This window comes from Conyzicola sp., from assembly GCF_057073975.1.
Genome location: NZ_JBXMIS010000130.1, coordinates 1 through 12700, shown reverse-complemented (window position 1 = coordinate 12700; position 12700 = coordinate 1). Strand labels below are relative to the sequence as shown.

10 protein-coding genes and 1 pseudogene are annotated in these 12700 nt (G+C 67.0%); 5 read left to right on the top strand and 6 right to left on the bottom strand.

Annotated features, from left to right (window positions below):
• Positions 1-3 precede the first annotated feature (3 nt).
• The 4 genes from AC14A7_RS11705 to pgm all read right to left on the bottom strand — a co-directional run bounded on the left by AC14A7_RS11705 (position 4) and on the right by pgm (position 6228).
• Positions 4-987 carry a carbohydrate ABC transporter permease gene (locus AC14A7_RS11705; RefSeq protein ID WP_484009233.1) on the bottom strand — a complete coding sequence of 328 codons (984 nt, stop codon included), beginning with the start codon at positions 985-987 and terminating at the stop codon, positions 4-6.
• Between the two features lie 108 nt (positions 988-1095).
• Positions 1096-2385, bottom strand: coding sequence for an ABC transporter substrate-binding protein (locus AC14A7_RS11700; RefSeq protein ID WP_484009231.1), 1290 nt, complete (start codon positions 2383-2385; stop codon positions 1096-1098).
• Between the two features lie 230 nt (positions 2386-2615).
• Entirely contained in the window at positions 2616-4334 is a 1719-nt protein-coding gene (locus tag AC14A7_RS11695; protein ID WP_484009262.1) for an MDR family MFS transporter, read from the bottom strand.
• A gap of 274 nt (positions 4335-4608) precedes the next feature.
• Complete coding sequence (gene pgm, locus AC14A7_RS11690) at positions 4609-6228, bottom strand: phosphoglucomutase (alpha-D-glucose-1,6-bisphosphate-dependent) (RefSeq protein WP_484009229.1); 1620 nt, start codon at positions 6226-6228, stop codon at positions 4609-4611.
• A gap of 113 nt (positions 6229-6341) precedes the next feature.
• Between pgm and AC14A7_RS11685 the strand changes: the two genes are divergently transcribed.
• Together AC14A7_RS11685 and pheA are read left to right on the top strand one after the other, a co-directional pair.
• Positions 6342-7232: a hypothetical protein gene (locus tag AC14A7_RS11685; protein ID WP_484009227.1), complete on the top strand. Its 891-nt coding sequence runs from the start codon at positions 6342-6344 to the stop codon at positions 7230-7232.
• Positions 7233-7242: 10 nt separating this feature from the next.
• Positions 7243-8184, top strand: a complete 942-nt coding sequence (pheA, locus tag AC14A7_RS11680) for a prephenate dehydratase (RefSeq protein WP_484009225.1) — start codon at positions 7243-7245, stop codon at positions 8182-8184.
• Here the strand turns inward: pheA and AC14A7_RS11675 are convergent.
• Together AC14A7_RS11675 and AC14A7_RS11670 are read right to left on the bottom strand one after the other, a co-directional pair.
• Complete coding sequence (locus tag AC14A7_RS11675; protein WP_484009223.1) at positions 8168-9235, bottom strand: acyltransferase family protein; 1068 nt, start codon at positions 9233-9235, stop codon at positions 8168-8170. The genes pheA and AC14A7_RS11675 overlap by 17 nt on opposite strands.
• On the bottom strand, positions 9232-10212 hold the full coding sequence (locus AC14A7_RS11670) for a diacylglycerol/lipid kinase family protein (RefSeq protein WP_484009221.1): 981 nt from the start codon (positions 10210-10212) through the stop codon (positions 9232-9234). Before AC14A7_RS11670 ends, AC14A7_RS11675 begins: the two co-directional genes overlap by 4 nt.
• 59 nt (positions 10213-10271) lie before the next feature.
• Here AC14A7_RS11670 and serS point away from each other — a divergent pair, with 59 nt between their 5' ends.
• The 3 genes and pseudogenes from serS to AC14A7_RS11655 all read left to right on the top strand — a co-directional run.
• On the top strand, positions 10272-11540 hold the full coding sequence (gene serS, locus AC14A7_RS11665) for a serine--tRNA ligase (protein WP_484009219.1): 1269 nt from the start codon (positions 10272-10274) through the stop codon (positions 11538-11540).
• Entirely contained in the window at positions 11537-12208 is a 672-nt protein-coding gene (locus AC14A7_RS11660; protein WP_484009217.1) for an HAD-IIB family hydrolase, read from the top strand. The genes serS and AC14A7_RS11660 overlap by 4 nt, the downstream gene beginning before the upstream one ends.
• A pseudogene (locus AC14A7_RS11655) lies at positions 12193-12700 on the top strand (GntP family permease); the annotation flags it as partial. The gene AC14A7_RS11660 and the pseudogene AC14A7_RS11655, both read left to right, overlap by 16 nt.

Here is a 12700-nt window from a genome sequence, read left to right as displayed (position 1 = left end):
GGGTTACACCGTGACCTTGCTCTTGCTCTTGCCCTTGGACGCGCGGGTTCCACCACTGGCGATCGATCTCGTGAGTACGAGGTTGAGTGCGCCGAAGATGACGATGACGAGGAACAGCAGCCAGGCCACCGATGCGGCCCGTCCGAAGTCCTGCTGGGTCCAGCCGAGCTCGTAGATGTACATCGTCAGCGTGAGCCACTGCTGGTCGGCTCCACCGCGGCCGTACACGTCGTACAGGCGCGGCTCGTCGAAGATCTGGAGTCCGCCGATGGTGGAAGTGACGACGACGAAGATGATCGTCGGTCGCAGCTGCGGGATGGTGATCGAGAAGAAGCGGCGCAGTCGGCCGGCTCCGTCGATCATTGCCGCCTCGTAGTAGTCACGCGGGATGGCCTGCATCGCCGCGAGGAAGATGAGGGCGTTGTAGCCCGTCCAGCGGAAGTTGACCATCGTCGAGATGACGAAGTGCGCTGGGAGCGGCTGCGCGTGCCACGGCACGGCGTCGAGGCCGATCTGGGTAAGGAAGCGGTTCACCGTTCCGGTCTGGTCGGCGAACATGCTGCTGAAGATGAGGGCGATCGCGACAGGGGTCACGACATAGGGGAGAAGCACTCCCATGCGCCAGAAGGTCTTGGCCCGGAGGTTGGTGTCGAGCACCGCGGCGATGATGATCGCGAGGATGACCTGCGGGATGGACGACAGGATGAAGATGCTGAACGTGTTGCGCAGCGCGACCCAGAAGTCGGAGTGGCCGAGCACGAACTGGAAGTTCTCCATGCCGACGAAATCGCCCTGGCCGCCGATGATCGACCAGTCGTGCAGTGACACGAATGCCGTGTACAGCAGCGGGAAGAGTCCGGTGATGGCGAAGAGGATGAAGAAGGGGGAGATGTAGAGGTATGGCGATACCTTCACGTCCCACCGGTTGATCTGCTGCCGGAAGGACAGGAGTCGCACGGGGCGATCTACGGCGGTCTGGATTGTCATGGGTCTTCCTATGGCAGTTCGGGTGGGAATGGTATGGCAGCTGGTGCCACTGAAAAGCCGGGCCGCGAGGCGATGTGCCGCGCGGCCCGGCTCCTGTTTCAGACCTGCTTAGCCGAGAGCCTCGACGTCAACCAGGAACTTGTCCCACGAGGTCGCAGCGTCGTCCGTCTTGTCGACGTCGACACGCGAGAGCGCGTTGGACAGTGCGTCCTGAACCTTGAAGTAGTTCGGGCCCTTGAAGGGGGGAACCGGGTTGACAGCCTTGGCACGCGAGGTGAAGATCTCGCCGACCGGAGCGGAGTTGAAGTACTCGTTCACGAAACCGGTGAGGTCAGCGGACTCGTACGCGGCGACCTGGCTCGGGAACGTGCCGGCCTCGACGAATGCAGAGATCTGCGACTCGGGCGAGGTCAGGTAGTCAGCGAGAGCCGTAGCGGCCTCGATGTGAGCACCCTGGGCGGGGACGGTCAGGTACGAACCACCCCAGTTGCCTCCACCGTTCGGGAAGACGTCAGCGACGTTCCAGCCCGTGACGTCAGGAGCGTTACCGGAGATGACACCGAGCATCCAGCCTGGGCAGAGCATCGTGGCGAATGCGCCACTGGCGATGCCTGCGTTCCAGTCGGGGCTCCACTGGCCGAGGTGCGCGGAGAGCGTGCTGCTCGCCTCGAGAACCTGGTCGTAGATGTCCTTCACCTCTGCGTTGTCAGCAGCGATGATCGTTCCATCGTTGTCCTCGTACGCGTTGGTGATCTGGTTGACCATGCCCTGGTAGGTGGCTCCGGCGGAGTCGAACCATGCTGCGTCGCTGGCGGCGACGAACTTCTCGCCCTCGGCGAAGTAGTGAGCCCAGTCACCCTCGAGGAGTGCTGCAACCTCTTCGCGGTCGGTCGGGAGGCCAGCGGCCTCGAACAGGTCGGCACGGTAGCAGATTGCCTCCGGGCCGATGTCCGTGCCGTAGGCCACGAGGCGGCCGTCGGCGTCGGTTGCTGCAGCGGTCTTCCAGTCGAGCCAACGGCCCTCGACGCTGTCCGACGTGAGGTCGGTGAGCTTGTCGGAGTACTGCATGAGCTCGGGGAACCAGTCGACCTCAACGGCCTCGACGTCAGCAAGGCCAGAACCGGCGCCGAGCTTGGTGAAGTAGTTGGTGCGAGCGTCGTTCGACGTCTCGGCGATGGTGTGCTCGACCTTGATGTTCGGGTAGAGCTCGGTGAATCCGTTGAGCAGCTCGTCGGTGTAGCCGAAGTTGTTGAAGGTCGCCACGGTCAGCGTGATCTTCTCGTTCTTCCAGTCGTCGCTGCCTTCGGCCGGACCAGTTGCCTGGCAACCGGTTGCGACGAGGGCAAAGGCGGCTGCGCCGGCAATTGCGACTGCGGTTGTGCGTCGTGAATTTCTCACGGTCACTCCTTTGTGTGCGTGGATGAGGGAGATCGCGTGGCAGCGCTCCCAAACCTTCGCATGAGAGCGCTCTCACGTGATCGGGTTCAGGATAGGGAGACTCGGAGCACGAAGTCAAGCGGATTTGGGAGCGCTCTCACGAAGTGTCCCCCTCGTTGTACCCCGTTTAACCCGAAACAGCCCCGTACTCCCCAGTGATTCCGGGAAATACAGGGCTGATAACGATTCGGCTACTGTCTCGAAATGGGGGTACTCCCGGTGGCGACTCCGGGCTCGACGAGGGCGCCGGTCGAGTCGGCCGCAGCCTGCACCAGGAGCGCAGCCTCGTCGTCCGCGTTCTCTTGAAGAGCCGACTTCGCCCGAAGGGGAGCGGTCTTGAGGAACCAGCTGAGCACGAATGCGACGAGCACGACGACGAGCGCGACCCAGAAGATCGAGACCGCGGCGTCGTTGAATCCCTGCAGGAACGGAGCCGAGAGGCGGTCGTCTGCCCCATTGAGGAACGAGCTGTCGCCGTTGAGTGAGTCGCTGACCGCTGAGGTGTCGCCGTTCTGCGCGTTCTGCAGCAGCGCGAGGATGTCCTTGTTGGCCGGGTCGGAGACGACATCGGGATCGGATGCCGCCTCGGCCAGCGCCGTCAGGTTCGCCTTCTTCTCGAACGCGGTCGCAATCGCCTCCGGAATCCGGGTGTAGAGCACAGAGAACAGGATCGCGACACCCAGCGTTCCACCGATCTGGCGGAAGAAGGTGGAGGAGCTCGTTGCCACTCCGATGTCGCGCGGTCCGACGGAGTTCTGCGAGGCGATGGTGAGGGTCTGCATCAGCTGGCCGAGTCCGAGACCGACCAGCAGCATCCCGATCATCATGTACCAGACCGGCTTGTCGGCCGTCGCGAAGGTGAACCAGAGGAAGCCGAGGGCCATGAACAGGGTTCCCACGCGCGGGAACCACTTGTAGACGCCGGTGCGGGCGATGATCTGGCCGCTGACGATCGACGAGATCATGAGCCCGAGGATCATGGGCAGCATCAGGAAGCCGCTCTCGGTCGGCGTGGCGCCGTTCACGAGCTGCAGGTAGAGCGGAATCGTCATCATCGCGCCGAACATGCCGAAGCCGACGAGCACACCGAGGATCGTCGCCATGCGGAAGGTCGCGTTGCCGAAGAGCTTGAGCGGGATGAGCGCGTCGTCACCCATGAGCTTCTCGCTCACGATGAACGCCGCGATGCCGAGTGCGCCGATCACGTACATGGCGAGCGAGATGGGGGAGTCCCAGCCCCACTCGCGGCCCTTCTCCGCCACGAGCAGCAGCGGCACGAGTGCGAGCACGATCGTCGCCGCCCCCCACCAGTCGATGCGCACCGAGTGGCGCGTGTGCGGAATGTGGAGGAAGCGCAGCACGATTGCGAGCGCGACGATGCCGATCGGGATGTTGAGCAGGAACACCCAGCGCCATCCGGTGATGAAGAGGATCTCCGGTGTGCCGGCGAAGAGGCCGCCGATGAGCGGGCCGATAACGCTCGAGATGCCGAACACCGCGAGGAAGTAGCCCTGGTACTTGGCGCGCTCGCGGGGAGCGAGGATGTCGCCCATGATCGCGAGGGGCAGCGCCATGAGTCCACCGGCTCCGAGGCCCTGAATGGCGCGGAACGCGGCGAGCTGGTACATCGAGTCGGCAAACCCGGCGGCCACCGAGCCCGCGAGGAAGATCACGATGGCGATGATGAACAGCGGTCGTCGGCCGAAGAGGTCGCTGAGCTTGCCGTAGATCGGCGTCGCGATGGTCGAGGTGATGAGGTAGGCCGTGGTGACCCAGGCCTGCGCGTCGAGGCCGTTGAGGTCGTCGGCAATGGTGCGCATCGAGGTGCCGACGATGGTCTGGTCGAGCGCGGAGAGGAACATTCCGGCCATGAGGCCGAAGATTATGAACAGGATCTGGCGGTGCGTCATGACGCCGCCAGCATCCTTGATTGCCTGGGCGGCCTGCTTGCCCTTGGAGTCGACGCGCGACATAGAACCTCGATCAGTGGAGCGAAATGGAAACAGCCGCTGTCGGACGCAGCCAACAGCGGCTAGAAAATTGCGTGGACTGCAAAGTTACACCCTGAGCAACGTCTCGCGCAACTCCCCGCGCATCTCCCCAGAGCTCCAGCTCCGGCGTCGGGGCCCCAGTTCTAGGGCGCGGCTCGAGACCGCCTCTGGGGCCGCGACATGGCCAGCTCGGTCAGGAGCCGAGTGCCGCGTCGACGATGAGCTTTGCCTCTGCCTGCACCTGCGCGAGGTGCTCCGGGCCGGCGAAAGACTCCGCGTAGATCTTGTAGACGTCCTCCGTGCCGGATGGCCGCGCGGCGAACCACGCGCGCTCGGTGACGACCTTGACGCCGCCAAGGGCCGCGCCGTTGCCTGGGGCCTCCGACAAGCGGGCGATGATCGGGTCACCGGCGAGGGTGTCCGCCGTGATCGCAGCGCCGTTGATCTTGCCGAGTGCGGTCTTCTGCGCCTTGGTGGCTGCGGCATCCACTCGCTGGTAGGCAGGGTCGCCGAACTCGGCGACGAGCTCTGCATAGAGAGCGGAGGGCGACTTGCCCGTCACGGCACGGATCTCGCTGGCGAGCAGGCAGAGCAGGATGCCGTCCTTGTCGGTCGTCCACGCCGTGCCGTCCTTGCGAAGGAAGCTCGCCCCCGCGCTCTCCTCGCCGCCGAACGCGACAGATCCGTCGATGAGTCCTGGCACGAACCATTTGAAGCCGACCGGCACCTCCCAGAGGCGACGGCCGAGGGATGCCGCGACCCGGTCGATCATCGAGCTCGAGACGAGCGTCTTGCCGATCGCCGCATCCGCGCTCCAACCAGGGCGGTGCGTGTAGAGGTACTGGATCGCCACCGCGAGGAAGTGGTTGGGGTTCATGAGCCCGCCGTCGGGCGTGACGATGCCGTGGCGGTCGGCGTCGGCGTCGTTGCCCGTGACGATGTCGTACTCGTGCTGGTGCTTCAGAACCGAGGCCATCGCGGATGGCGACGACGGGTCCATGCGGATCTTGCCGTCCCAGTCGAGCGTCATGAACGCCCACGTCGGGTCGACCGAGGGATTGACCACTGTCAGGTCAAGGTCGTAGGTCTCGGCGATGAGCTGCCAGTAGTGCACGCTCGCCCCGCCGAGCGGGTCGGCTGCTATGTGGAGATTGGCCGCCTTGATGGCGTCGAAGTTGATGATGCTCTCGAGGTCGCGCACGTAGTTGCCGCGGTAGTCATAGGTGTCGACAGCGCTCGGCTCGCCGCGCAGCACGGCCTTGTTGCCGCCGAGGATGAGCTCGTTGGCGCGCGCGGCGATCCATCCGGTTGCGTCGCTGTCGGCCGGTCCGCCGTGCGGTGGGTTGTACTTGAAGCCGCCGTCGCGGGGAGGGTTGTGCGATGGGGTGATGACGATGCCGTCGGCGAGACCCTCGGTGCGCCCCCTGTTGTAGGCGATGATCGCGTGGCTGAGGGCTGGGGTCGGCACGAAGTCGTCGAACTTGTCGACGAGGGCGCGCACGCCGTTCGCCTCGAGCACCTCGAGCGCGGTCGTCTCGGCGGGGCGGCTGAGGGCGTGGGTGTCGCGGCCGATGAACAGGGGGCCGGTGATGCCCTGCCCGGCGCGGTACTCGACGATCGCCTGGGTGATCGCGGCAATGTGCGTCTCGTTGAAGGCGGCGTCGAGCGAGGAGCCCCGGTGGCCGCTCGTGCCGAACACGACCGCCTGCTCTGGCACCGTCACATCGGGCACGAGCTCGAAGTAGGCGGCGATGAGCTCGCGTACGTCGATGAGGTCGTCGGGCTGGGCGGGGGTTCCGGCGCGGGAGGTCATGCTCCCAGCCTTCCAGCTTCTCCGCCCGCGCGCAGCAGGCATCCAGCGGATGCACGGCTGATGTCATCCTCCCGCCCGATTCACGCAGAAAGCCTGCGACCTACTGTTGAGGAATGCCCCGTTCCCCATCGACGCCCGTCGGCCCGCTCGTCGCGTACGCCGCCGTCTCCGGGCCCGCGTGGGGCATCGGGCTCGCGGCGGCGCTCACCGTGCCGATGTTCGCCTACTCTGGCGCGGCCGTGTTCTTCGTGGTGCCTGGCATCGCGATCGGCGGGGCGCTGGGGGCACTGCTGTCGCCCATCGTCACCTTTGCCTCCGCCGTGGTGCTCGCGCGGCGCCCTCTGCTTGGCCGCCGTGGCTACCGCTGGCTCGCCGCGGCCACCGGAGCCCTCGTTGTGCTGCCGATCACCATTCCAGCGGTGGCCTTTGCCGCCTCACGCCACTGGATGCCGATTCCGATCGACGCATTTCCTCCGGCGGTCGTCGTCGCCGTCTCGCTCGTCTCTGCCGCCCTTGCCGCGCAGAGCGCGACCTTCGTGCGCACCGCCAGCGATTCGTGGGCTCCACTGCCGTGGTCGACGCGGCTCGGCTGGTGGCTGCTCGCCCCGGGGCTCGCCGGCGCCTTTCCCCTTATCGTCTTCTGCCTCGCCATCTCCATCCTCGCCGACGACTGGAAGTGGGACGCCCCGTGCGCCTCGGGCGGCCGCACCATCCTTGAGTCGACAGTCAGCTATCTGCCTCCGCAGGTGACCTGCGTCTACGCCGACGGCACGGTCGAACACGGGGAACGGGCAGTGCTGATCGCGCTCGCGGTCGTCGTCGCCACGGCATCCGCGGCTCTCTTGCTGTGCGGGCTCGCCGTGCTCGCCATCGGCCGCACCGCCGTCTGGCCTCGCGGGAAGGTCGTCATCGGTTCCGCCGTGGCAGCCGCGATCGTTATGGGCCCCCTCGCCGTGTGCCTCTGGATCGCCGCGTATGTGTCAGGGCTGGCCGCCGTGCCTTAAACTCGGCCCCATGTCCTCGAACCCGGCCGCGCCAGAGACCTACAGCTACCTCGGGCCAGCCGGAACCTTCACAGAGGCAGCACTCAAGCAGGTGCCCCAGGCCGCAGGCAAGGCCTGGCGCTCCGTCAACAACGTCGGCGAGGCGCTGTCTGACGTGGTGACCGGGCGCAGTGTCGCGGCGATGATCGCGATCGAGAACTCCATCGAGGGCGGGGTGAGTGCCACCCAGGATGCGCTCGCCGTCATCCCGAACCTCCGCATCATCGGCGAGTACCTCGTGCCGGTGAACTTCGACCTCGTCGGTCGCCCCGGAACACGGCTGGATGACGTTCGCGTCATCAACGCCCACCCCGTCGCGTACGGGCAGACCCACCTCTTCCTCGACCAGCGCCTGCCAGACCACGGTCACATCCCGTCGACATCCAACGTTGCAGCTGCGGCCGACCTTCTCGAGTCCACCGTCGCAGATGCCGCGATCGCGCCGCCCGGCATCACGCAGCACTACGACCTCGAGGTGCTCGCGAGCGGCATCGGAGACAACCCGAACGCCGTCACCCGCTTCGTGCTCGTGAGCACAGTCGTTCCGGTGCCGCCGCGCACCGGCTCCGACAAGACGAGCATCATCGCCGAGCTGCCCGACGACCGCGCCGGAGCACTGCTCGAGATGCTCGAGCAGTTCGCTACGCGCGGCGTCAACATGAGCCTGCTCGAGTCGCGGCCGATCGGCGACGCCCTCGGGCGGTACCGCTTCGTCATCGACCTCGACGGCCACATCCTCGACGAGCGCGTCGCCGACGCCCTGCTCGGCCTCAAGCGGTTCAGCCCCAACGTCATCTTCCTCGGCAGCTACCCGCGCGCAGACAAGCTCGCCATCAGCGTCACCCAGCGCTATGGCGACGAGGTCTTCATCGACGCCCGCGACTGGTTGCGCGGCCTCATCGTCGGCGAGTAGCGGACCGAAACCACGGCAGCCGGAACCGCGCCGCCAAGGCACGCTTCTCGAGCAGGTGCCATGAGCAGAACGCCAGCGCGGCGGTGATCGCGGTGACGAGCAGGATGTCGACGGCGAGCGGCAGCACGCCGAACCACAGCACGACCAGTTGCTGCACCGGGAACGCCCACAGGTAGAGGCCGTACGACAGGTCACCGAATCGTGCGGCCCGTCGCACGACCGGCGCCGACGCCAGCCCGACCGAGAGCACGACGTAGGGAAGGGCGAGCCACAGCAGGGGAATGGCCATGGATGGTGCCACGAGCGCCACCGCGACCCACCCAACGACGACGAGGGCCGCAATCCCCGGCCGCAGCGCCGTGCGGGGCACGAGCAGTCGCACGAGCGCCGCGACCGCGAAGTAGACCCACGTTCCGCCCGCCGCCGACACGCTGGATCCGGCGATCGTCACGGGCGCGAGCAGCACGAGGACGATCGAGCCGGCGGCGAACGCTCCGAAGCCCGCGATCTGCAGGCGGCGTGGAAGAAGCCCGAGCATGAGAACGACGGCGTAGCAGATGACCTCGGCCCGCAGCGTCCACACCGATCCGTTGACCACTCCGGGGTAGGGGTTGGCGTCGAACACACCGGGCAGGCCGTCGGCTGGCAGCAGCACGAGGTTGACGAGGTAGCGCCAGGTCTGCGGGTTGGCGAAGTAGTCGGGCGCCGTCGTCACGAGCGGGCCCATGGCGAACGTCGAGAGCAGGATGACGAGGAACAGCAGGGGCGCGATCCGCAGCGCACGGCTGCTCACGTACTGTCCGACAGATCGGCTGCGCTCCCAGCTACCCGTGATGAGGTAGCCGCTGATCACGAAGAAGATGCTCACGCCGAGGTACTCGAGGTGCACGCCGCCGAGGCTCGGCGCCTGCCCATAGCGACCGGTCAGGGCGAAGCTGTGCCCGACGATCACGCAGAGGGCGGCCGCGATGCGCAGGGCGTCGAAGTTGTTGTCGCGGCGCTGCGCGGCAACGACCGGGTCCGTTGTGGAGTCGATGGTGACGGCGGTCATGGCGCTGGCACCCGCACGGTCAGCGCGCCGGCATCCACCCACGCCCGTGCCTCGATGACCTCGCCGAACTCGTCGCCGTCGAGCTGGAACTCCTGCGGGCTCTCGACGCTCAGTCTCAGATCGCGGCCGCGAAGGTAGATGACGTCGCGCACGTCGCGAGAGAGGTCGATGATCTTGCGACCGACCGCGGTCTTTCGCAGCACGCCGTTCTCGAAGGTCAGCTTGTTCCAGACGCGAACCCAGCCGAGGGGCCCCTGGGGGCGAAGGGCGACGACGTCGAGGATGCCGTCATCCGGCTTCGCATCGGGAATGAGCAGGATGCCACCGGGCAGCACCCCGCAGTTGCCGACCATCACAGAGTGCACGTCGACCGCGCGCCGCGGGCCGTTGTCGAGCTGATAGCGGAGGCGGATCGGCTTGAGCTCTGGCAGCGACCGGATTGTGCCGTCGATGTAGGCGAGCCACCCGACGGCCTTCTTGAGGTCGCTGCGGGTGTTGGAGATCATCTTCGCGTCGATGCCGAGGCCGGCCATGACGAGGAAGACGTGCTCCTCCGTCTCGCCGCCCGCGCGCACGATGGCGGCGATGCCGAGGTCGATCCGGTGGGACTCGCCGGTGAATGCGACCGCAGCGGCATCCTCGAGCCCGAGGGGCAGCGAGAGATTGCGGGCGAGCAGGTTGCCCGTGCCAGACGGAAGCACTGCCATGGCGACACCGGTGTCGCGCAGCCCTTCGGCGACGGCGCGCACGGTGCCGTCGCCACCCGCGACGAGAACGACCTCAGCTCCCCGACGCACGGCGCTGGCGGCGACGCGCTGGCCGGCATCCTCCTCCGTCGTGGCGAAGTAGATGGGAGGGGCCCATCCTGCCTCCTTGGCGGCGAGGTTGACGGCCGCGCGGAGCTTGGCAACGGTCACCTTGATCGGGTTGTAGATGACGGCAGACTGCCTGCGCTCAGGGATCGCGGAGGTGGCCACGGCTCCAAAGATACGGCACCCTCGCGGCACCCTCGCGGGGCCTCCGTAGAATGGACGGCGTGATCGACCCCCAGTTGCTGCGCGAAAGCCCCGACCTCGTCCGCCGCTCGCAGGAGGCTCGCGGGTCGTCTGTCTCCCTCGTCGACGATGCGATCGCCGCCGACGCGGAGCGCCGCACGTCTCTGCAGCAGTTCGAGAAGCTGCGTGCAGAGCAGAACTCGTTCAGCCGCACCGTTGCGACGGCGCCCAAAGACGAGAAGCGCGCCCTCGTGCTGCAGGCCCAGGCGCTCGCGGCGCAGGTGAAGGAAGCGAACCAGCGCGCCATGGATGCCGAGGCCGCCTTCGCGACCGTCGTCGGCTCCATCCAGAACGTCGTCATCGACGGCGTGCCCGCGGGCGGCGAGGAGAACTTCGTCACCCTCCGCGAGGTCGGGGAGAAGGCGAGCTTCGCCTTCGAGCCACGCGACCACGCGGAGATCGGCGAGCTGCTCGACATCATCGACATCGCCCGCGGCGTCAAGGTCTCCGGCAGCCGGTTCTACTTCCTCAAGGGCCTTGGCGCGCGGCTAGAGCTCGCCCTCATGAACATGGCGCTCGATCGCGCGATCGCCGAGGACTTCATCCCGCTGATCACCCCGACGCTCGTTCGCCCAGAGATCATGGCCGGCACCGGCTTTCTCGGCGAGCACGCCGACGAGGTCTACCACCTCGACAAAGACGACGACCTCTTCCTCACCGGCACGAGCGAGGTTGCGCTCGCCGGCTACCACTCCGACGAGATCATCGACGTCGCCAACGGCCCGCTCCGCTACGCCGGCTGGTCGACCTGCTACCGGCGTGAAGCCGGGTCTGCCGGCAAGGACAACCGAGGCATCCTTCGTGTGCACCAGTTCAACAAGCTGGAGATGTTCAGCTATGTGAACCCCGAGGATGCCGAGGCGGAGCACGCGCGACTGCTCTCCTTCCAAGAGGCGATGCTGCAGGCCTGCGGGCTCAGCTACCGGGTCATCGACGTCGCCGCCGGCGACCTCGGCTCGAGCGCCGCCCGCAAGTACGACATCGAGGCATGGGTGCCGACCCAGGGTGCGTTCCGCGAGCTGACCAGCACGAGCAACTGCACGACCTACCAGGCTCGCCGCCTCGAGACGCGCTTTCGCACCGAGTCGGGCAAGACCGCACCGGTCGCGACCCTCAATGGAACGCTCGCCACCACGCGGTGGATCGTGGCGATCCTCGAGACCCACCAGCAGGCAGACGGCACGGTGCTGGTTCCGCCCGCCCTGCAGCGCTACCTCGGAGGCCTCGAGGTGCTCGAGCCCCGCGCATGAAGAACAGACTCCTCATCGCCCTCGACATCGACGGCACCGTGCTCACCGAGGACGGCCAGCTCGGCAGCGGCACCGTTCGCGAGGTCGCACGCCTTCGCGATGCCGGCCACGAGGTCATGCTCGCCACCGGTCGGTCTGTCGCCATGACGCTGCCCGTGCTCGACCGGCTCGGCATCACCCCGGAGTACGTGGTGTGCTCCAACGGTGCCATCACCCTGCACCGCGACGCGAGCGCGCCCCTCGGCTACGCGCGCGAGATCGTCGAGACCTTCGACCCGAGCGAGGTGCTGCAGACCATCAAGGCGGCACTGGATGACGCCAACTACGCCGTCGAGGACGAGACCGGCCTCTACCGCTACACCGGCTACTTTCCCGACGGAGCCCTCGGCGCAAGCTCGGTCAAGGTTCCCTTCGACGAGCTCCTGCGACGTGATGCGACCCGCGTCGTCGTGATCTCGCCAGAGCACGCCATCGAGGACTTCCTCTCCATCGTCTCGACCATGGGCCTGCACAAGGTCAGCTATAACGTCGGATGGACGGCCTGGCTCGACATCGCCCCGCACGGCGTCAACAAGTCGACGGCCCTCGAGCGGGTTCGCGCGCTTCTCGGCATCGACAGGGCGAACGTCATCGCGATCGGCGACGGCCGCAAATGTTCGGCAAGCTGATCGAGCTGTCCGGCTTCTCCAAGGCGATCGTCGCCGGCTCGCTGCGCCTGCTCGGCCGGGGCCGCGCCATGCTGTCGATCGTGCTGGTCTGCGCGCTGCTCACCTACGGCGGCGTGTCGCTGTTCGTGGTGGTGTTCGCGGTGTATCCCTTCGCGGCCGAGCTGTTCCGCCAGTCCGACATCCCCAAGCGGCTGATCCCGGCGACCATCGCGCTGGGCGCCTTCACCTTCACCATGGACGCGCTGTCGGGCACGCCGCAGATCCAGAACATCATCCCCGGCGGCTTCTTCGGCACCGATGCCTGGGCGGCGCCGGTGCTGGGCAGCCTCGGCGCGGTATTCGTGCTCGCGACCGGGCTGGCCTACCTCGGCTGGGCGCGGCGGCGCGCGCTGCGCGCGGGCGAAGGCTATGGCGCGGCGCTGGTCAACGAGCCCATCGCCTTCACCGGCGAGCGGCTGGCGCATCCGCTGGTGGCGCTGCTGCCGCTGGTGC

Bases quoted from the DNA above. Each gene is read 5' to 3' on its own strand.
- AC14A7_RS11705 (WP_484009233.1), bottom strand. From the start codon at position 987: ATGACAATCCAGACCGCCGTAGATCGCCCCGTGCGACTCCTGTCCTTC.
- AC14A7_RS11695 (WP_484009262.1), bottom strand. From the start codon at position 4,334: ATGACGCACCGCCAGATCCTGTTCATAATCTTCGGCCTCATGGCCGGA.
- AC14A7_RS11685 (WP_484009227.1), top strand. From the start codon at position 6,342: ATGCCCCGTTCCCCATCGACGCCCGTCGGCCCGCTCGTCGCGTACGCC.
- AC14A7_RS11675 (WP_484009223.1), bottom strand. From the start codon at position 9,235: ATGACCGCCGTCACCATCGACTCCACAACGGACCCGGTCGTTGCCGCG.
- AC14A7_RS11660 (WP_484009217.1), top strand. From the start codon at position 11,537: ATGAAGAACAGACTCCTCATCGCCCTCGACATCGACGGCACCGTGCTC.
- pgm (WP_484009229.1), bottom strand. From the start codon at position 6,228: ATGACCTCCCGCGCCGGAACCCCCGCCCAGCCCGACGACCTCATCGAC.
- pheA (WP_484009225.1), top strand. From the start codon at position 7,243: ATGTCCTCGAACCCGGCCGCGCCAGAGACCTACAGCTACCTCGGGCCA.